Raw genomic sequence first — 18,988 nt, 5'->3', positions numbered from 1 at the left:
AAAGCAATAATGGTTAAATTACAATTAAAATCACAATAAAATTCGTATTTATTTGTATTTAATACCCTTATCCAATAATAAAGTTCGCTTTTTATGCGTTTACATAAAATATATCTTTTATACACCATTGCCTGTTCATCTTAATAATTAAGTATTTAAAAACTAATAAGCCCTAAAAGTGTCTCACTTTTAGGGCTTATTAGTTTTTAAATTAATTGCTATTTAATTTTTATTGTTTCCAAGCAGCCGCAAATTTTGCTTTACCCGAATTAATTGCGTTATCTACATCTTGCTTCTTCTGCGCAGCAGCTAAAATATTTTGCATAATTGGATTAAGTTGACCATATGCAGCCCCGGCATCTTTAACAACTGGAACGCTGTAAAGATTCTTCATGGCATCTTCTAACTTAGCCGGAAGTTTAATCTGCTTATTATCTTTGTATTCAGTTGCATCAGCAGCTGCATGATTAACTGGAATGTACCCAGTTGCATTAGCCCACTTAAGTTGACTAGCTTTAGAAACTAGAAACTTAATGTATGTAAATGCAGCAGCTTTTTGTTCAGCTGTTGCATGATTAAACATGTAAATATCTGTTCCTTGTGACATTGTGTATTTTCCAGGACGAGGAGCAACATCATAAGTAAACTTATCGCCAACACCTTGCTTAACGAAACCTTCACCAGCCGAGGTACCAATAAACATTGCTACCTTTTGGTTAGCAAATGGACCTGAAAGATAGTGTTCTGAACCAGCCACTCTGAAGTAACCAGCCTTAATACCGTCGGCATAGTAGTTAATTACCTTCTTTGAAGTAGGACTGGTAAAATCAATCTTACTTGAGAAGTCGACTCCTTCATTTTTCATTCCCAAAGTGTAGTAGTTTGACAATGAATCAAAACCAGCACCAACAACTTTGTGATTACTCTTTTTGTAAATTATTTCAGCATCCTGTTTCAATTCAGCCATTGTTGTCGGTGCCTTTTTAATACCATATTTTTTAAAAATATCTGCATTATAAGTCAAAGTTTCAATCGATTTATTAAATGGGATGCCGTACTGCGTACCTGCGATTTTGGAACCATCAAGTAGGGCTGGCTTGATATTAGAAGCTTTGCTACCACCCCAACCAACAGCTTTGTTATTAATGTACGGCGTTAAATCAACCAACATTTTATTCTTAGCAGCTGTATAAAGCCAATCAGGATAAGCCTGGGTAATTGTTGGTAAGTTATTAGGTGATTGCAAGGTCGAATTAATCTTGGCCTGCAAGTCATTATAGGCACCCTGATTTTCCAACTTAACCTTAATCTTTGGATTTTCTTTTTCAAACTCCTTAGTTAAACCCTTAAGCGTTTCTTGCTGGACACCTGTCATTCCGTGCCAAAAAACAATATTAGTTTGCTTAGTTACTTTAGCAATTTTTTCAGAATTATCGGTGCTAGATGACGAAGACGAATGACTACCATTAGAACAAGCAGCAGTCCCGATCAAAGCCATACCAGCAGCAAAGGCTGCTATAATTTTTTTACTAAACTTCATTTGGTAAACCTCCCCAAAAATAAAAATTAAACAACAAGTTTTTGATTAACTAAAGCGTAATTGTTTGATTACGCTTTGGTAAAATCCGTTTTCCAAAAGGGTTCTCCTCAAGCTCCGGATGCAGTGTGTGCACCGGAATAAGTGCTTTAGGTTGAACCTCGCTAATAATTTGCTTAAGCTCTTTTTCATCCGCATGACCTGAGCAACGTAAAGCTTTAAATTCAATCTTTCTATCCATTAATGTCTGTATAAAAGGCTCATATGCTGGATCAAAATCACCTAGTGGTTCAGCATTAGAATGAATATATAAACCTCCTACTTGCAAATCACCATAATTTTTAACTACTTGCCAGAGATACTCATGATCATCAGCGAGCAGTTTCTCATAATCAACTGCCAACTGCGGATTTAAATTTGCAATTTTCTGCTCTCCTGGCAAGTAATAATACAAGTAATCCTGTTGCAAGCTTTCCTTTAGTAAATGTGCTCTCTTAGCATGCAGCACTACCTTGCGCGGTGAAAGTTCAAGCAAACGTAACAACCGTTCTACATTAGTTGGATAGGTATTAAAAGTTAATTGCCGTTTTTCATTAACTCGTTCAAGCTGGATGATTTGGTCAGTTAACTCAATTTCAGTTCTGGGACCAGTAAATTCTGCACTAGGTTGAACCTGCTTTTCCTCAGGCCAAGAAACTCCAGTCCCTTCAACAATTAACGCATCACAGCCCCGAGCAGCAGCTAAAAATTGATGTACCCAATCAGGATGATAACCATGCAATCGGATATCCCCCGTATAAGCCAAGGTCTGATTGGGAGTAGTAATAATTAAACCAGTTGCACCATATGCATCATGATCGCTGGGCCAAATGGTTAGTGTTATTTCTCCGATATGAATTGGTACTTGATACTTAGCCGCAATAATTGGCCTAGTATAATTAGGTTTGTGCCCTGCTGCTGGCAAAAGAAAATCTCCATTTTCATTTAAAACAGGTAATAACCGGGCTGTAAGTGGACCAGCATAAAGCGGAATTTCTGGAGCTAAAAAATTCAGAGCTTTACTATGATCAAGATGTAAATGCGACATATATGCTGCAGCGTGCTCCCAACGTTGATGATCAATTGGCTGGCCAGTAAGTAATGGATCATAGAAGTTAGGCACATCCCCAATCAACTGATTTTTAATTAGCGTTGAATAACTTTCATCCGGCAATTCTAATTCCGGCCGATATACTTCACCCAAGTCAAACAAAACATGTGACTTGTTATAAGCAACCTCAATCATCGGTCCGCCAATTGTTGTTAACCCATTATAAAAAGTAATGGTTGTTTTATCCTTTAAGGTCATTACGCACCACCCCTTTAATAATCTGTTTTCTAAAAATGAAATACAAAACTAAAACTGGCAAAACAGTTAAAGTAGCTGCAGCTAGTTGCAATTGCGTCTCACTACCTGCATCTGAAGCAAAAGAAGATAAGCCATTATTGAGTAAGCGCATTGTATCTTCATTAGTTACTAATAATGGCCAAAGAAAGGAATTCCAACCAGAAATAAAACTTAATAAGCCAACTGTGAACAAACCACTTTTAGACATGGGCACAAGAATTTTCCAAATATAGTCCCAATCGCTTGCACCATCAATCATTGCCGCCTTATAAATAGTTGTTGAAATTGACCCAAAATAGCTTTGTAAATAATACATATAAAAAATCGAAGTTAAAAAGGGGAGGACCAGGCCTATATAAGTATTAAGTAAGCCCATTTTTGCAATAGTATTGTAGTTAGTAAAAATTATTGCTTCTCCTGGAACCATTAATAATGACAGTAAAATCATTTGCACAAGGCCTTTACCCTTAAAGCGCAAATTAACCATCGCAAAGGCACCTAAAAGTGAGTTAAATAAACTAACCAAAGTTGTCACACTTGCAGTTAAAATTGTATTAAAAAAGTACCGAGCAAAGGGCGCTCTAGCAAAAACTTTCGCATAATTATTCCACTCAAAATGATGCGGAATTAAGGTCGGGGGAATTGAAGTTGTTTCCTGAAAGCTCATTAATCCACCCAAAATCATATAAACAAAAGGAAAAACAGTAATTATTGCAAAGATAAACAAAATGAGGTAACTGATCAAAACCCCAAAACGAATTCGTTTCATTAATTTTCTCCAATCTTCTTCATCATTTTCCGTTGCAAGAACGTAGCAAACAAAATGAGGAGAAATAAAATTACTGTTGCTGCCATTGCTACACCAGGAGTACCGACAATTTGAAATTTATTATAAATATAAAAAACAGCTGTAGTACCTGAGTTACCAATTCCTGCTTGACCATTAAATAAGGCATAAACCGAAGTATAAATTTTAAAAGCACCAATAATATTCATTGTTAGTAAAAATGCTAGAGTGGGTACCAATTCTGGCATAGTTATCCGCCAAAATTTATCTTTGTCGCTAGCACCATACATATCAGCAATGGTATAAAAATTAGGGTCAATATTACGTAATGCTCCCATTAAAATGACAATATTAAAGGCTAGTGATGTCCAAATACCAAAGATAATAATCGTTACCAATGACCAAGCAGGATCATCAATCCAGTTAGGAGCTGGTAAATGCAATAAGCGTAAAATAAAGTTAAGCATGCCATAATCACCATTAAAGATATAACGAAATACTATCCCAATGGCAATTGTCGAGGTAACATAGGGCATAAAAAAGGTGGTTTCAAAAAATGATTGGTGCTTAACTTTATCAAAAATAATCCAAGCCAGCATAATCGAAATAACCAAACCAAGTGGGACAGAAATAATGGCATATAAAGCAGTGTTTCGAAGTGCAAGCCAAAATTCAGGATCATGAAAAATATACTGATAATTATTTAAACCGCTCCAATGTAAGTCAATCAATGATCCGCTTTGAAAACTCATTCCCAATGCACGCAGAATGGGATAAATACTAAATAGCGTAACAAAAATAATGGTTGGCGCTAAAAATAGCCACGCTTTTTTCTGATTTGTTTCCATTAGTAAACGCGCTCCCCATCTGGTGTAAAGATAAATATGCGGTCAAACTTCAGCTGTAAGGTCACTTCATCACCCGGTTGAATCGACTCTTCTAAATTAATCAATGACCGAGCTTGCACTTGATCATAGGTGAACTTTAAGATTCGCTCCCGGCCAATTAATTCAACATCATCAACTTTAACATGCAAAAATCCATCTTTTTGGGGCGTAATATTTTCAGGACGTACTGATAATATATATTCACCGTTTGGCAAATTGCGCTTAAAGCGGGAGGCATCAAGCAAAGCAAGTGGGATGGTGAATTGGCTTGAACGCAATTCCTGATCTGTTTTAATAACTTTAAAATTATCAATTACTGGGTTGCCGATAAAATTTGCGACAAAGTAATTATTTGGTTCCAAATAGAAATTTTGCCCTAAATCATCTTGTTGAATGACCCCATCATTAAATAAGATAATCTTATCGCCTATTGACAATGCTTCTTCTTGATCATGAGTTACAAACAAAGTAGTAATGCCAACTGATTTAACTAATGAGCGAATTTCCTCACGAATCTTTAAACGTAATCTAGCATCTAAATTACTTAATGGCTCATCCATTAAAAGAATCTTTGGTTCTTGAACTAAAGCACGAGCTATAGCTACGCGCTGCTGCTGTCCACCTGACAAATTACCTGGCTTTTGATCAGCAAGATCCATAATCTGCGTCAATTGCATATACTTTTGTGCTACTTTTTTAGCTTCAGCTTTAGAGCGCTTGTTCTTGCCAACTGTTAAAGGAAACATTACATTTTGTAAAACTGTCATATGAGGATATAAAGCATAGTTTTGGAAAACATACCCAATATGGCGATCTTTTGGTGCAACTTTAACCATCGATTTACCATCAAAAAGAATCTCACCAGCAGTTGGATTAAGTAAGCCAGCTAACATATTTAAGATAGTAGTTTTCCCACAGCCTGAAGGTCCTAGAAGACAGACCAAATCACCTTTTTTAACAGAAAAGCTTACGTTCTTAATCGCCTCGTGACCATTATCATAAACCTTTCTCAGATTTTTTACTTCAACGAATTTGTTGTTATCCATAAATTTGTACCACTATCAATTTGTATCATATTACTTCTCTTCTTTACTCAATTTTAAAATAAAATCGGTTTTAATACAACTAAGTCTTTGCATTAATAGTTCGTTTTATACCCCCAAAAATTGCCGACATCTATGTAATAATATTCGTTTTAACTTCTAAAACGGGGAGTTATTAATATTTTTTTGGAGTAAATGTTCTGATTTTTGCTACATGAAATTACACAAAAAAGCAACATCTCATAATGCTGCTTTAATTTTTACGCTTATTTATTATTAGTCAGATTATCCGAACAATTACCATCTTTTTATTATTTTCACAGAAATTAGCAAAAATAAAATTATAAAAATAATTAATATACCTGTCTCACTTGCATTTCATGATTTATCCTTGCTCGTCCATCGCTATAATCAAAGGAGTAGCCAGGTTCAACATTAAACAAATAAACGTTAAAATCTAAACTATTATCGGTAGAAATAGCTTGTAAATTGATACCGCGAGCCATTAATTCTTCGCCACGAAAAATCGGCGTTGCTTGATATATAACGCGTTTTCTTTGTCTTAACGCCTGTCTAACCTTACTTTCAAAAATAGTTTGCACTTTTTGATTTGAAAAAGCTGATTGGGTAAATAAATTTTTAGGGTTATTTTGATCACCAGTCATAGTATCAGGATTATAATTTCCCTCTGCGTCAATTCCAGCAGAAATTGAATAAGCAATCAAGTGCCCCCGATTATAAATTTGACTGCCGTTACGGCGATTGTAATGCCAACCGGTTGGCGCCACAAATTGCCGCATCCGAAATTCACCATTGGCAATGTTTCTTTTTTCTAAAAAAGCAGTATTAGAGTGGGAAGTTCGATTTAAATCATCTAAATTTGAATAAATGACTCGATTGACCTTCCAGGCCTCCTTAATTAACGTTGATTGATTTCCGTTGACAGGTATATAAGCTGCTGTGCCACTTTTAAAATCAATCCTTGCTAACTTATCATAATCTTCTTTAGCTAAACCTCCATATGCCTTTGCTGCGGGTTTGGTATGGTCAATTTTATTATCACTTGGTTGCTCATTTTGAGTAAATTGGTTGATTGTCTGGTGACCACTAGGATCGGTCCCACCCTTAGTTATAACAAACCAAACTAAAAATAGGATAATAATTACTAGAGCCCAAAAGTCATTATTATTACTACTATTTTTTTTTCGCCTACGTGCCATTCAAATACTCCTTGAACTAATAATAGTTAAGTATATCTAATCGAACTTTTGTTTGCAACAGCAAAAAAGCAAAGCTGCAATGCTTTGCTTTTTAGTTAACTTCTAGCCCATTCATCAATCATATTTAAAAAGTAGCTTTCAGACAAGCGCTTAATTTTAGCTCCTCCTTGATTATATTTCTGTGCTTGCTGCCACAAAAAATTATTTTTACTAAAAAATCCTTCATCTGCTAAAACTAAATAGTTCGTATCAGCTTGAACTGCAATTTGCCCTTGGCCACCCAAATTATTAACCATCTGGATAGCCTCAGACTTACTCATACTTATCTCGTCACTAAATACAATTTTTTTATTATTAATTGGAGGATGAATTCCTAGATCCGCTGGTGCCAATTTAGGTCCTAATAAATCAATATTTTTTAGCTTAGCTTGTGCCTTCATTAATAATTGATCAGTAAAGTGCATGCGAAAGTCATCATAAACTTTTTTGGTAGCAAGCGAATCAGCCAAACCGTGGTGCTCTTCAACTTCTGCAATTCCTGCTCGCTGCATACAATCTAGCAATCGATTACGTTTAAAGGGATAATAAACACGAGCTAAACGTAAAACATCAACATAATCATTATTGAGGCGCGGCAAGTTAAACTTTTGGGTTAAATCATACAGAAAATTTAAATCAAAATTAACATTGTAGCCCACAATAATGTCCTCACCAATAAATTGTCGAAATTCCGCCATCGCTATCTTTACTGGTACACCTTTACTACATAGCAATTCTTCGGTAATTCCATTTAAATTAGTAATAAAAGTTGGCACATGATTAGACCGCGGATAAACCACTAATTGGCTAAATTGATTAACGACTTTGTTATTTCTAACTTTAATTGCCCCAAGTTCGGTTACATGATCACGGTATGGATTAAGCCCGGTGGTTTCAATATCTAGTAAAGTATAATCATCAATAAATGCTGGCTGTTCTTACCCTTTAGCGCGCAATTTGTTTTGGGCATCTGAAACATGTAAAATACCATTCGCAATAAAGATACTCATTACTTGTTCCCCTCAATTAAAGCTTGAACTAAGCTAGCTGAATCAGTATTAACAGCGGCACTACGGTTTTGCAATGTTAACGGCAACATAGCTTGAGTATAATCTGCTGCAACATATGACCATTGCTTATATTCGTCCACTAAGTGGATAATTGGTTCAAATAATTGCGGACTTGTTTCATCAACGCCAAGCTCTAAAAAAACAGTTTTTGTAGCTTCATTTCCAGTTAAAAACCAACGAAAACGAGCGTTAGCATCACTATCAGGATAGAAATGTGAAGTAATTGGCAGATGAATTTCCAGCGGTTGTCCACAAACAGCACACTTAGGTATAAGTTTTTCAATATCTGTTAAAACTGTAGTTGCCGCAATTTGGGTAGCAACTTTGGTCGCATTTTTTAAACCATGATTAATTCCACTAGAACACTGCATGTTAGTCCAATTACCAAAAATGTTAAAGATTCGATTTTGATTAAAACCCGCTTTTTCAAAAAAATTACCAAATGAAGCAGTAGCAATAAAGTACTTTTTCTTGTTCAGAAGCTCTTTTAATTGTTTCATTGTCGCACTGGGTTTATACATGAGCGAATACTTATTGATTAACTGACTCCAAATAAACCACTTTTCAGACCAGGCTAATTCCTTTAAATCTAATGCTGAACCAATTGAATGAACGTCATACTTTTTGGCAATTAACGGAAAGTCTTGGTCAAAGCTATCTTGTCCTAACAAATCCAGTCCTTCTAATTTAGCAAACTTATTTCCAGCAATAACAATTATTACTTCGGCCTCGTTAACTAGCTGTTGCGCTTTAATCAAATTTTCCATTCAGAGCTCTTTTCTATTTTTGCTTGTAATCAGTAAAAGAAACCTCACCATCTTCAATATCAGCTAAAAAGATATCACTAAAGTCCTGGTAGCCTGCTGCTTTAATCTTTCGTTTTAACCAAGCTTCATCCTTATTCAAAAATTCTAATGCATCTTCATTAACTTGGCCATCATTGATAAGCGGAAAATGAAGATTTTTTTCATCCTTTTTAATTACAGTAAGCTGTCCATTTTTTTCAAAGATACAGTTTTTAACCTTATCCACAGAATATATTCCTTGACTACGGAGCTTAAACATTAGCTCATTGGCAGATATTCCAACTGTCAAGCAGTTTTTAACCAGTACTTTGCCATTTTTGATGATTTGGATAGGTTTGCCATCAATTATTGTTCGCACAAAGTTACTATGCTCACGGGCAAATTTTAAAATAAAGACTACTAGTGTCCATACGATTAAAACTAATAAAAACTGCAATACACTAATATTGGCATTATAAATTACGCCACCAATAATGCCACCTAAAACATAATTCTGCAGTTGATCTAAGGCAGTAGTTGGAGCAATGTTACTTTTACCGAAAACATTAATTTGAAAGATTAATGTTACCACACCTAAAACAAATTTAATAAAAAGTTGCGTATAATCCATCCTGATTGCCTCCTAGTCTTTTATATTAACGTCGTGGTTAATTACATGAGCTTGTTTCAAAGAATATGTATTGTTATCATTATTCAGTTCTAACTGATAGTCAATATCTTTAGAATTAATTCTTACAATTATGCCATCTTGCAATGTTGTTGAATTTACTAAAACATCAGAAACAGCCACACCATTATCTTTAGCTACAGACTTAATGAATGGAGCAATTTGTTCCGACTGTGATTTAACTAAGTTAGTTTGTACGTATTCTTCATATTGAGTACCCACAAATAATAAGAGAAACAATAAAGCTATTATCCCCAAATCACGATAACGCGTATCAAAACGATGTCGCAAATAAAGTGCAGTAAAAGCAATTAAAGTAAGTGCTGCAATCGCAATCAACGCATATAAGATTGTTTTATTAGTATTTTGATTTTGTTCAATATACTTAAGCGTGTAAAAAACCATAATAATTCCACCTCTGCTAAAATTTTCTCTAGATAACTCCCAATAATACGCTTAAAACTAATCTTACTATTTAACCATCTCTAAAAGCCTATAGTTATTTAAGTTTGATTAGCCAAGTTAATAATCACATATAGTAATAGTATAACAAAAAGTGAGCAGACAGGTACTGCTCACTACTCAGAAATATTTAATTTTAATTACCAGCCTTAGTTGATGCACCGGTATGGCTATCTGGCTTTGAATTATTCCGGTAAGTTGCACCTGTATTTGCATCTTCATCAATCACTAATTTTTGACCAGTAGTTTCACAAAAGTATTTAACTAAGGGGTATATATCTTGTACCCATTCATAAATGCCGACGTAGTGCCCTTCATCATCCTCAACTCGTTTATAATAGTGCAAAATAAGTTCTTGCAAATTACCAGTCGGTACAGGCATATAGACTGCATCATGTCCAGCTTGTTTATGACGTAAAGCACGAACTACTTTTTTAGCTGCAGGAATCACCTCACCAATATGCGGATGCACCGCGCCCATTGAACTCCCTACTTGTGCTGGTACTCGTTTAGCCTTCATCTTAGCCTGCTCATCAACTGGACGGTTATACCATAAAAATTGGTTGTTATCATCAACAAAAGTTAGTTCACCAATCGTATTCCGCAACATCCAATTAAGTTGATTAACTGTTAATAAACCACAATCAAGTTTGACGTAATCGTCACCACTTGCCGCATTAGTTTTTGCTGCTGCCTTTTCTAACCAATCTGGATCATCTTTATCAATTCCACTGACAAGTATACCTACTCTTACCACTAGCCGCAAAATCTTCCTCTAAATATTCAGCTCTATCCATGTCTTTAAGCCATTTGGGTTCGGTCATTTTTTCCTTTTTCCTCCCGACAAGTAACTATTTTTTAAAACAATTATAGCATGAAAGCGCTAATATATGGTATACATAGCAATTTAATTTGTAGCTTCGTGCTTTTTATCTTAATTATGATAAGCTTAAAAGTAAAATTATAAAAATAAAGGAGCAAACTATGAAAACTGGCACTAAAATTATTACGTTAGATAATGGCTATCACTTATGGACCAATACGCAAGGACAAGGCGATATTCATTTATTAGCTCTACATGGTGGACCGGGCGGTAATCACGAATATTGGGAAGACACGGCTGAGCAACTGAAAAAGCAGGGGCTTAATGTACAAGTTACAATGTATGATCAATTGGGCTCGCTTTACTCGGATCAACCAGATTATACAGACCCTAAAATTGCTAACAAATATTTAACTTATGAATATTTTTTAGATGAAGTAGAAGAAGTTCGCAACAAATTAGGCTTAGATAAGTTCTACTTAATTGGTCAGAGTTGGGGCGGTTTGCTGGTTCAAGAATATGCAGTTAAGTATGGTAAACACTTGAAGGGAGCAATTATTTCGTCAATGGTCGATGAAATTGATGAATATGTTGCCGCTGTTAATCGCCGTCGTCAAGAAATTTTGCCCCAAACTGAAATTGACTTTATGCATGAATGTGAAGCTAGCAATGATTATGACAATCAACGTTACCAAGAAGATGTTAATATTCTTAATATTAATTTTGTTGATCGGCGGCAGCCATCAAAACTTTACCATTTACAAGATATTGGCGGTAGTGCTGTTTATAATGCTTTTCAAGGCGATAATGAATTTGTCATTACTGGAAAATTGAAAGACTGGCACTTTAGAAAGCAATTAAAAAATATTAAAGTACCAACTTTACTTACTTTTGGTGAGAATGAAACCATGCCAATTGCAACAGCCAAAATTATGCAAAAAGAAATTCCTAACGCCCAACTTGTAACTACGCCAGATGGTGGGCACCACCACATGGTTGATAATCCAGATGTTTATTACAAGCACCTGGCCGACTTTATCCGTGAAGTTGAAAGTAATCAGTTTTTAGGTAAATAAAATCAGTTAAAAAAACTCAATTCCGTCATTGCGAATTGAGTTCTTTTAATATTCTCTGACCACCATCTAAAACCTGATATTCACTAGCAGCCCAACCACAAGAATTAGTCCCGATATCGAGACCTAAAATATAATCATCATTTAATTTAGTCATTACAAGACTCCCTTCTAAAAATAGCAAATTCAAGTTATTGTTTTTATTATATTAACTCTAAAAGATAATATATTCACTATTAATTTTTGAAAAACGGCAACTATTTTTACTTTACTTGGATATTTGTTTGCAATCGTTTCCAAATTATTTAAGCAAATTTGTCGTATACTTAAGAAAGGAGGCAAATTATGAAACAAATTAAAATTGGTAATACGGAGTTTTCTAGTTCAGCGCTTGCACTAGGAATTATGCGGATGAACAAATTAAATATTGATAGCGCGGTCAAGACATTAGAAACAGCGCATGATGTTGGTATTAATTATATTGATTCAGCCGATGTTTATGGTCATGGAAAGTCGGAAACAGTTTTTGGAAATGCCTTAAAGAATTCTTCCCTTAAACGAGAAGATTTTTATATTCAATCAAAGACTGGTATTTATGAAGAGCCCACGCTTAATTACAAAACTACACGTTATGATTTCTCAAAAAACTACATTATAAAGTCAGTCGATGGCATTTTATCTAGAATGCAAATTGATTATTTAGACAGCTTACTTTTGCATCGTCCTGATGCCTTGATGGATCCTGCAGAAGTCGGGGCTGCATTTGACGAATTGCAACAAGATGGGAAAGTGCGTCATTTTGGAGTTTCAAATTTCAATCCCCGCCAAGTTGACTTATTACAAGCTGGTATCAGCCAAAAATTACTAATCAACCAATTACAATTCAGTATCATGCATACCGGACCGATTGATTTTAATATTCATACTAATATGACCGACAATCGCAGTATTGACCATGACCGCGGTATCTTTGATTATTCAAGACTGCATCAAATGACTATTCAAGCTTGGTCGCCCTTTCAATACGGTCAAATCGAGGGTAACTTTATTGGTAATCCAAAATTTCCGCAAGTTAATGATACCTTAGAGAAATTAGCCAAGTTAAAAGGGTGTTCTAAAAATGCAATTGCAGCCGCCTGGATTTTGCGCTATCCCGCTAATATTCAAGTAATTATTGGTACCATGACACCCGAACATATTATTGATAGTGCCAAGGGAGCCGATATTGAACTAAGTGCCCAAGAATGGTATGACCTTTATTTAGCTGCTGGCAACGATTTACCATAAATAATTTTTTAAAAAAGTCATAGTCAAATTCGACTATGACTTTTTTAGTAATCAAACATCATTATCATCTATTTAATATATTGCTTTAACAAATCATATAATAAAGAAATTTCATAATTTGAAATTGTGACGTTATATTTTAACTCAACTGGTTGGAAAATGGTACGCGTTATTTTAAAGAAAGCTTTTTCTTTTTCAGATTTAGGCTGAACCTCAATTACATTATTCCGCATGACAGCTCGTTCAATCATCAGGGCAACATGCATATAAAGATTCAATTTAATTTTGCCATCTAATTCCAAATTATAGAAATCTTCATATTTTTTATTAATTTCTTCAACCTCTTTTATTACTACACTTGGATTCAAGAAATTTAAGCGTTCAGCAATTCCTTCCTTAGAAAAGAAACACAATAATTTATTATTTAAATCTGTTAATTGTTGTTGGTTTAAATATGGTTGCAGCCAAAGTTTTAATTTTTTTTCACCACTAATCGCTAAAATATCGTATAAGTTCATATATTTAAACTTGATTTTTTCTGTTATATCAAAAGTGGTTAACAAAAATAATGTTTGCTCAAAATAAGCCCACTGCTTAGTAACAATTTTTTCCTTCAAGTCATTGTACCCTAAAGGAATTATTTTTATATCCGCTGGCAAATATTGTCGCAGAATTTCACTTATTTGTTCAGCAACTTTTAAACCAGAAATGCAAGATACCAGAATATTTTTTGTTTGGGAAAAACCATTATAGTACTTTACATTTATTTGGTATTCCCGTTCAGCACTACTGGCAATTCTAGTAAAATCTAAATTTTGCTTCATTTTAGAAGCTAAATCTAATGCAGTTACAGTTGTTAATTTATTAACTACCAGTAAATCACAATTTAAATTCGAACCAACTTCACTATATAACTTATTTAAAGAGCCCATATCGACCATTAAGACCAGGCCATTTATCGCATTATAATTTAAAACCAAGTTATTAATCGCATTAATCATGGTAGTTGTATCAGCATCAATTGCAACATCAATTGCATCAAAAATATAGTTACCACAAAGCGAATTAACAACTGCTTGAATACTGGTAGCTGTATTTTCACCATGACCAACTAACAGACCATGTAATTTAACATTTTCATCGATATATTCGCTTAATAGAATAGCAAATATATATGTTAGGCCTTGATGACTATCCTTATCTAAGATTGGCAATTTGCTATAAAAACTTCGAGCCACATGATATGCTCGTGGTAGTTTTTTGAGAACAACTGCTCTTAATTTCTCAATATCACAATCTGGTTTAAAATGATGCTCATATAAATAATAAATTGTTAATTCTAAATATGCAGCCTTAGCCAGCCCATATTTCTTTTCAATTATTTCAGCAAATAGTTGTTTATGTTGCACATGTAGTCCTGACGCTTGGGAACTTGATTCATTTAGCTTGTTTATTGCTTCAATTCTTAAACGGCAATTACTTAAACTTGTATCGGAAAATGCATTAATCACCTTTTTTAATTCTTGAGAAATATTGGTTAATTTTTTATTTAAGCTTTTACTTTCAGAATATCTAATAACAAGTGCAGGATCAACAACAATTGAACCATAGTTTTTAAATGGTGGTAAATAATCAAGAATAAGGTTCTTTAGCTTTAAATACATTGTATTCGAACTAAACCAATCATGATAAGCCGCCGAACATGACGCCCGAACTATATTCTTTATATAGCTAACATTATCTTTATGATTAATTTGTAATAGTGCTGAAACAACCTCTTCATCGACTACTATTTTCTTATTAATTCTCTGTCCTTCATCGTAAAAAAATGACCGTAATATTTCTAAGCGCTCATCAATTGGTCTTTTAGCATAATCAGGCAAATTAACCTGAACAGGTATTTTTCTTAAGAAAGAATGCAGCAATACTCTTTCTGGATCTTTTGTTGTTGCCATTATTAAGCGAACATTAGATTTAACATGGTGAACATTATCGCCCACTTTATAAAATTGCCCAGAATCAATAAAATTTAGAATTTTTTCTTGATTAACATTGCTTAATCGATCAACTTGATCTAAAAATAAATAACCCCCATTTGCCTTTTCAATTAAACCTTTTGCTTGTGTAGCACTTGCTTTAGCAGACCCAAATAATAAAGTAGTAATTTGTTCAGGATTACCAGCATAACTAGCACAATTTAGACATAAATATGGTGCATTAGCTTTGATACTTCCTACTTCTTTGGCATACGCGACCAATCTTTCAGCTAAATAACTTTTACCTACGCCAGTATTACCAGTAATTAATACATCTAAACCATTTGGTGGATAAATTACAGCAGCACATAACTGTTCTACTACTCTTTTTAATGATCCCTGACTACCGATAACACTGGCAAATGATAAATCAGTCGTTTTATTAATCGAATTTTTGCGCCATTTAACTGGTCGTTCTTTGATTTTTTGTATTCTATTTTCTTTGGCAAGTTGATTTAGATAATGGCTAACAACAGATCTAGATAAATTTAATTCTGCTGCCAGTTCACTAGTACTAATTACATCATTACCAGGTAAATTCTTTATCTTATTTAAAACTCTTTCTTCAGCCCAACTCATTATCCATCTCTCCAAAATTGTTCTCTTTATTTATAATTATAGCTAATTATAAATTTATTTTCTATACAATTTTGTGTTCTCGTCTAGGTTTGCATAATGAAATATGCTATACATGTATTATTTAAATAATATACTACAATTTGCTTTTTCTTATTATTTATTGACTTTAAAATATAAACATTAGGCTTGACAATATTCTAAAGTTATTTTATACTTTTCCTTAAAGTTGGAGGTATTTTTTAATGAAAATTAATTTAAATTGTAACTTACAGCTGAATAACCGTTATTACTTTAGCTATTTTAGATAAAGTTTGAATTCATCTAGATGAATTCAAACACAGTTCTAGTTTGAATTTATCTATGATGGCTAAAGCCCTTTTAATTACGGTTAGCCACATAACTTCTGAGTGGTTAGCCGCAATTGATTACTTAATAAAAGATAATTAATGTATACCCACTCGGAATTGGTGGGTATTTTTTATTGTTTTATTGTCTTATTTTTGATTATTATTCGGAGGAAATCAGATGAAATTTAAAAAAATAGTAGTAGGGATTAGTTTAGCCGGACTTCTACTCTTAGGTGGATGTAGCAAAAAAGCTCATAATCATTCACAAATTAAGCATGTTGGTGTACTACAAGTTGTTCAACATCCCTCGCTAGATAAAGCTTACAAAGGTTTCAAAAAAGGACTAAAAGAGGGCGGCTACACCGAGGGTAAAAATCTAAAAATTGATTATCAAAATGCACAAAATAGTCAAGATAATCTTAAAAGTATGAGTGAAAAATTGATTAATGACAAATCTGATTTAATTTTAGGAATTGCTACTCCAGCAGCACAAAGTATTGCCAATGCCACTGAAGATATCCCAACAGTTGTCACCGCAGTAACTGATTTAAAGGCAGCCAAACTAGTTAATTCTAATTCTAAACCTGGCAGAAATGTTACTGGCACAACCGATATGGTTTCAATTGACAAACAAATTGAGCTATTACTATCAATTGTGCCTAAAGCTAAAACAATCGGAGTTATGTACAACGCTGGTGAATCAAATTCAAAAATTCAAGCTGATTTAGCCATTGCTGCCTTAAAGAAAGCTGGCGTTAAAGTTTTAGTTAAAACTGCTAATACTACTAACGATGTCCAACAAGTTACTGAAACATTAGCAAATAAAGTTCAAGGAATTTATGTCCCAACAGATAATACTTTTGCTTCTGCAGCTTCAATCATTGGTAAAGTAGTAAAAGAAAAGAAGATTCCACTCGTTGCCGGTTCGACTGATCAAATTAAGCATGGTGGCTTAGCTTCAATCGGTATTGACTATGAAGAATTAGGTAAGCAAACGGGAAAAATGGCAGCTAAAATTTTAGATGGTAAAGCCAAGCCAAGTGATATGCCAGTGGAAAAAGCTAATCAATTGAATTTAGTCGTTAATAAAGAAATGGCTAAAGCCTTAGGTATTAATCCTAAATCTATTAAAGCTCCCAAGTAATTAGGAAGGTAACGTGAACGTATAATTATGTTAAATACTTTTTGGGATTTATTTCTCTCATCCACCTCACAAGGTTTGCTCTGGTCATTAATGGCAGTTGGTGTTTATTTAACTTTTCGAATTTTAGATTTAGCTGATATGACGGCTGAAGGGAGTTTTCCCTTAGGCGGAGCAATCGCCACAATGTGTTTAATTAATGGGATTAACCCAATCTTAGCTACAATTGCTGCATTTGCTGGTGGGATGATTGCCGGTTTTGTCACAGGATTTTTAAATACTAAATTAAAAATTCCTTCCCTATTAGCAGGGATTATTACCATGACGGGGCTCTATTCTATCACTTCTCGCGTAATGAACAATGCGGCCAATGTATCACTTTTAGGTAAAGAGACCCTCTTTACTATCGCCCAGAATTGGGGCCTATCTCGTAATAATGCTGTTATTGTTATGGGGCTAATTATCGCATTAATTATTATTAGCCTCTTAATTATCTTTTTCAAAACTGAGATTGGTCTTGCCATGCGGGCCACGGGTGATAACCCTGAAATGAGTGCAGCTAACGGGATTAAAACACAAAGAATGAAAATTTTAGGTTATATGATTTCCAATGGCTGTATTGCTCTTTCCGGTGCTCTTTTAGCTCAAAATAATGGCTTTGCCGACCTTAATTCAGGAGTTGGAACAATTGTTATTGGACTTGCTTCAATTATTATTGCTGAAGTTATTTTGCACCACTTGCCACTGGGAAAGCGGCTAATTACATTGGTTTTAGGTGCCATCATCTACCGCTTCATTTTAGCACTAGTCTTTCAAATGAATGTTGAACCTTCTGATGCCAAACTGGCCTCAGCATTGGTTTTAGTAATTTGCTTAATTTTGCCTAATTTTCACTTGCCACGCAATCTTAAGGGGGAAAAGAAAAATGCCTAAAGTATTACAAATTAAGAATCTTCATCAAACTTTTGGTCGCGGCACTGTAAATGAAAATCCGGTCTTACGTGGCGTTAATCTTGAATTGAATGCTGGTGATTTTGTAACTATCATTGGTAGTAACGGTGCTGGTAAGTCAACTTTACTAAACAGTATTGCTGGAACTATACCTGTGCAAGAGGGACAAATTATTCTAAATGATATTGACATCAGTAAGCTAACTGTAACTAAGCGTTCAAAAAATATTAGCCGTGTTTTTCAAGATCCCAAAATGGGGACAGCAGTTAGGTTAACGGTTGAAGAAAATCTCGCTTTGGCAATGAAACGGGGAAAACGTCGCGGTTTTCATAATGGAGTTAACAAGCGAGATCGTGAATTTTTTAAAACACAACTTGCACAACTTAATTTAAACCTTGAAAATCGACTCGAAACTGAAATTGGGTTACTTTCTGGGGGACAACGACAAGCCATTACCCTTTTAATGGCTACCCTGCAACGTCCTGATTTGATATTATTAGATGAACATACCGCGGCTCTTGATCCTAAGACTTCAATTACAGTCATGGAACTTACCAAAAAATTAATTAGCGAACAAAAATTAACTGCCTTTATGGTGACGCATAACATGGAAGATGCTATTCATTATGGCAATCGATTAGTCATGCTCCATCAAGGACGTGTAGCTTTAGACTTAGTTGGACCAGAAAAACAAAGTTTAACTGTTTCCAAATTAATGGACCTGTTCCAAAAGCAAGTTGGTTCTAAACTAGAAGATGATGCAATGTTACTTAGATAATAAACTTAGATAAAAAATAGCTCCTAAAAGTAATACTTTTAGGAGCTATTTTTTGTTGTTAAAGCTTT

General features: G+C 34.4%; 16 protein-coding genes and 2 pseudogenes. 5 read left to right on the top strand and 13 right to left on the bottom strand.

What is annotated here, in order from left to right; translation table 11 throughout:
* Window positions 1-229 precede the first annotated feature (229 nt).
* From F5ESL0237_RS01090 to F5ESL0237_RS01040, 11 genes and pseudogenes are all read right to left on the bottom strand, one after another.
* Complete coding sequence (locus F5ESL0237_RS01090) at window positions 230-1,540, bottom strand: extracellular solute-binding protein (RefSeq protein WP_122024405.1); 1,311 nt, start codon at window positions 1,538-1,540, stop codon at window positions 230-232.
* 49 nt (window positions 1,541-1,589) lie between these two features.
* A complete protein-coding gene (locus F5ESL0237_RS01085) occupies window positions 1,590-2,885 on the bottom strand; it encodes an MBL fold metallo-hydrolase (RefSeq protein ID WP_122024404.1) in 1,296 nt (431 codons plus the stop codon).
* Entirely contained in the window at window positions 2,869-3,693 is an 825-nt protein-coding gene (locus tag F5ESL0237_RS01080) for a carbohydrate ABC transporter permease (protein WP_090093678.1), read from the bottom strand. Before F5ESL0237_RS01080 ends, F5ESL0237_RS01085 begins: the two co-directional genes overlap by 17 nt.
* Window positions 3,693-4,559 (bottom strand): carbohydrate ABC transporter permease, encoded by an 867-nt coding sequence (locus F5ESL0237_RS01075; protein WP_122021265.1) that lies wholly within the window; start codon window positions 4,557-4,559, stop codon window positions 3,693-3,695. The genes F5ESL0237_RS01080 and F5ESL0237_RS01075 overlap by 1 nt, the downstream gene beginning before the upstream one ends.
* Window positions 4,559-5,644 (bottom strand): ABC transporter ATP-binding protein, encoded by a 1,086-nt coding sequence (locus F5ESL0237_RS01070; protein ID WP_122024403.1) that lies wholly within the window; start codon window positions 5,642-5,644, stop codon window positions 4,559-4,561. Before F5ESL0237_RS01070 ends, F5ESL0237_RS01075 begins: the two co-directional genes overlap by 1 nt.
* Window positions 5,645-5,994: 350 nt before the next feature.
* Window positions 5,995-6,861: a DNA/RNA non-specific endonuclease gene (locus F5ESL0237_RS01065; RefSeq protein ID WP_122024402.1), complete on the bottom strand. Its 867-nt coding sequence runs from the start codon at window positions 6,859-6,861 to the stop codon at window positions 5,995-5,997.
* 95 nt (window positions 6,862-6,956) lie between these two features.
* A pseudogene (locus tag F5ESL0237_RS01060) lies at window positions 6,957-7,910 on the bottom strand (exonuclease domain-containing protein).
* Window positions 7,910-8,737: a Sir2 family NAD-dependent protein deacetylase gene (locus F5ESL0237_RS01055; protein WP_118898279.1), complete on the bottom strand. Its 828-nt coding sequence runs from the start codon at window positions 8,735-8,737 to the stop codon at window positions 7,910-7,912. Before F5ESL0237_RS01055 ends, F5ESL0237_RS01060 begins: the two are co-directional and overlap by 1 nt.
* 13 nt (window positions 8,738-8,750) lie before the next feature.
* Window positions 8,751-9,386 (bottom strand): DUF421 domain-containing protein, encoded by a 636-nt coding sequence (locus tag F5ESL0237_RS01050; protein WP_199688754.1) that lies wholly within the window; start codon window positions 9,384-9,386, stop codon window positions 8,751-8,753.
* Between the two features lie 12 nt (window positions 9,387-9,398).
* A complete protein-coding gene (locus F5ESL0237_RS01045; RefSeq protein ID WP_118898278.1) occupies window positions 9,399-9,848 on the bottom strand; it encodes a DUF3290 domain-containing protein in 450 nt (149 codons plus the stop codon).
* Window positions 9,849-10,041: 193 nt separating this feature from the next.
* A pseudogene (locus tag F5ESL0237_RS01040) lies at window positions 10,042-10,729 on the bottom strand (PAS domain-containing protein).
* A gap of 160 nt (window positions 10,730-10,889) precedes the next feature.
* On the opposite strand from F5ESL0237_RS01040, the gene F5ESL0237_RS01035 reads away from it, so the two are divergent.
* Window positions 10,890-11,804 (top strand): proline-specific peptidase family protein, encoded by a 915-nt coding sequence (locus tag F5ESL0237_RS01035; RefSeq protein WP_122024401.1) that lies wholly within the window; start codon window positions 10,890-10,892, stop codon window positions 11,802-11,804.
* A 25-nt stretch (window positions 11,805-11,829) separates the two neighbouring features.
* On the opposite strand, the gene F5ESL0237_RS08560 is transcribed toward F5ESL0237_RS01035, so the two are convergent.
* Complete coding sequence (locus tag F5ESL0237_RS08560) at window positions 11,830-11,958, bottom strand: hypothetical protein (RefSeq protein ID WP_255409379.1); 129 nt, start codon at window positions 11,956-11,958, stop codon at window positions 11,830-11,832.
* 188 nt (window positions 11,959-12,146) lie between these two features.
* On the opposite strand from F5ESL0237_RS08560, the gene F5ESL0237_RS01030 reads away from it, so the two are divergent.
* Entirely contained in the window at window positions 12,147-13,088 is a 942-nt protein-coding gene (locus tag F5ESL0237_RS01030; RefSeq protein WP_122024400.1) for an aldo/keto reductase family oxidoreductase, read from the top strand.
* A 68-nt stretch (window positions 13,089-13,156) separates the two neighbouring features.
* Here F5ESL0237_RS01030 and F5ESL0237_RS01025 read toward each other — a convergent pair whose 3' ends face one another.
* Window positions 13,157-15,703, bottom strand: a complete 2,547-nt coding sequence (locus F5ESL0237_RS01025; protein ID WP_122024399.1) for a sigma 54-interacting transcriptional regulator — start codon at window positions 15,701-15,703, stop codon at window positions 13,157-13,159.
* Window positions 15,704-16,228: 525 nt separating this feature from the next.
* On the opposite strand from F5ESL0237_RS01025, the gene F5ESL0237_RS01020 reads away from it, so the two are divergent.
* Genes F5ESL0237_RS01020 through F5ESL0237_RS01010 form a run of 3 tightly spaced genes read left to right on the top strand, consistent with a single transcriptional unit; the run spans window position 16,229 to window position 18,920 of the window.
* Entirely contained in the window at window positions 16,229-17,194 is a 966-nt protein-coding gene (locus tag F5ESL0237_RS01020) for an ABC transporter substrate-binding protein (protein WP_122021256.1), read from the top strand.
* A 27-nt stretch (window positions 17,195-17,221) separates the two neighbouring features.
* A complete protein-coding gene (locus F5ESL0237_RS01015; RefSeq protein WP_122024398.1) occupies window positions 17,222-18,124 on the top strand; it encodes an ABC transporter permease in 903 nt (300 codons plus the stop codon).
* Window positions 18,117-18,920 carry an ABC transporter ATP-binding protein gene (locus tag F5ESL0237_RS01010; RefSeq protein ID WP_122024397.1) on the top strand — a complete coding sequence of 268 codons (804 nt, stop codon included), beginning with the start codon at window positions 18,117-18,119 and terminating at the stop codon, window positions 18,918-18,920. Before F5ESL0237_RS01015 ends, F5ESL0237_RS01010 begins: the two co-directional genes overlap by 8 nt.
* Window positions 18,921-18,988 lie beyond the last annotated feature (68 nt).

Origin of the sequence: Lactobacillus sp. ESL0237 (assembly GCF_003692985.1) — a bacterium.
GTDB lineage: Bacteria > Bacillota > Bacilli > Lactobacillales > Lactobacillaceae > Lactobacillus > Lactobacillus bombicola.
Note: the sequence above shows the minus strand (reverse complement) of the source record. Positions and strands in the feature narration are given on the sequence as shown.

Coding starts and splice junctions, on each gene's coding strand:
- F5ESL0237_RS01080 (WP_090093678.1), bottom strand. CDS start 3,693: ATGAAACGAATTCGTTTTGGGGTTTTGATCAGTTACCTCATTTTGTTT.
- F5ESL0237_RS01090 (WP_122024405.1), bottom strand. CDS start 1,540: ATGAAGTTTAGTAAAAAAATTATAGCAGCCTTTGCTGCTGGTATGGCT.
- F5ESL0237_RS01055 (WP_118898279.1), bottom strand. CDS start 8,737: ATGGAAAATTTGATTAAAGCGCAACAGCTAGTTAACGAGGCCGAAGTA.
- F5ESL0237_RS01030 (WP_122024400.1), top strand. CDS start 12,147: ATGAAACAAATTAAAATTGGTAATACGGAGTTTTCTAGTTCAGCGCTT.
- F5ESL0237_RS01070 (WP_122024403.1), bottom strand. CDS start 5,644: ATGGATAACAACAAATTCGTTGAAGTAAAAAATCTGAGAAAGGTTTAT.
- F5ESL0237_RS01085 (WP_122024404.1), bottom strand. CDS start 2,885: ATGACCTTAAAGGATAAAACAACCATTACTTTTTATAATGGGTTAACA.
- F5ESL0237_RS08560 (WP_255409379.1), bottom strand. CDS start 11,958: ATGACTAAATTAAATGATGATTATATTTTAGGTCTCGATATCGGGACT.
- F5ESL0237_RS01025 (WP_122024399.1), bottom strand. CDS start 15,703: ATGAGTTGGGCTGAAGAAAGAGTTTTAAATAAGATAAAGAATTTACCT.
- F5ESL0237_RS01065 (WP_122024402.1), bottom strand. CDS start 6,861: ATGGCACGTAGGCGAAAAAAAAATAGTAGTAATAATAATGACTTTTGG.
- F5ESL0237_RS01045 (WP_118898278.1), bottom strand. CDS start 9,848: ATGGTTTTTTACACGCTTAAGTATATTGAACAAAATCAAAATACTAAT.
- F5ESL0237_RS01075 (WP_122021265.1), bottom strand. CDS start 4,559: ATGGAAACAAATCAGAAAAAAGCGTGGCTATTTTTAGCGCCAACCATT.
- F5ESL0237_RS01020 (WP_122021256.1), top strand. CDS start 16,229: ATGAAATTTAAAAAAATAGTAGTAGGGATTAGTTTAGCCGGACTTCTA.
- F5ESL0237_RS01015 (WP_122024398.1), top strand. CDS start 17,222: ATGTTAAATACTTTTTGGGATTTATTTCTCTCATCCACCTCACAAGGT.
- F5ESL0237_RS01010 (WP_122024397.1), top strand. CDS start 18,117: ATGCCTAAAGTATTACAAATTAAGAATCTTCATCAAACTTTTGGTCGC.
- F5ESL0237_RS01050 (WP_199688754.1), bottom strand. CDS start 9,386: ATGGATTATACGCAACTTTTTATTAAATTTGTTTTAGGTGTGGTAACA.
- F5ESL0237_RS01035 (WP_122024401.1), top strand. CDS start 10,890: ATGAAAACTGGCACTAAAATTATTACGTTAGATAATGGCTATCACTTA.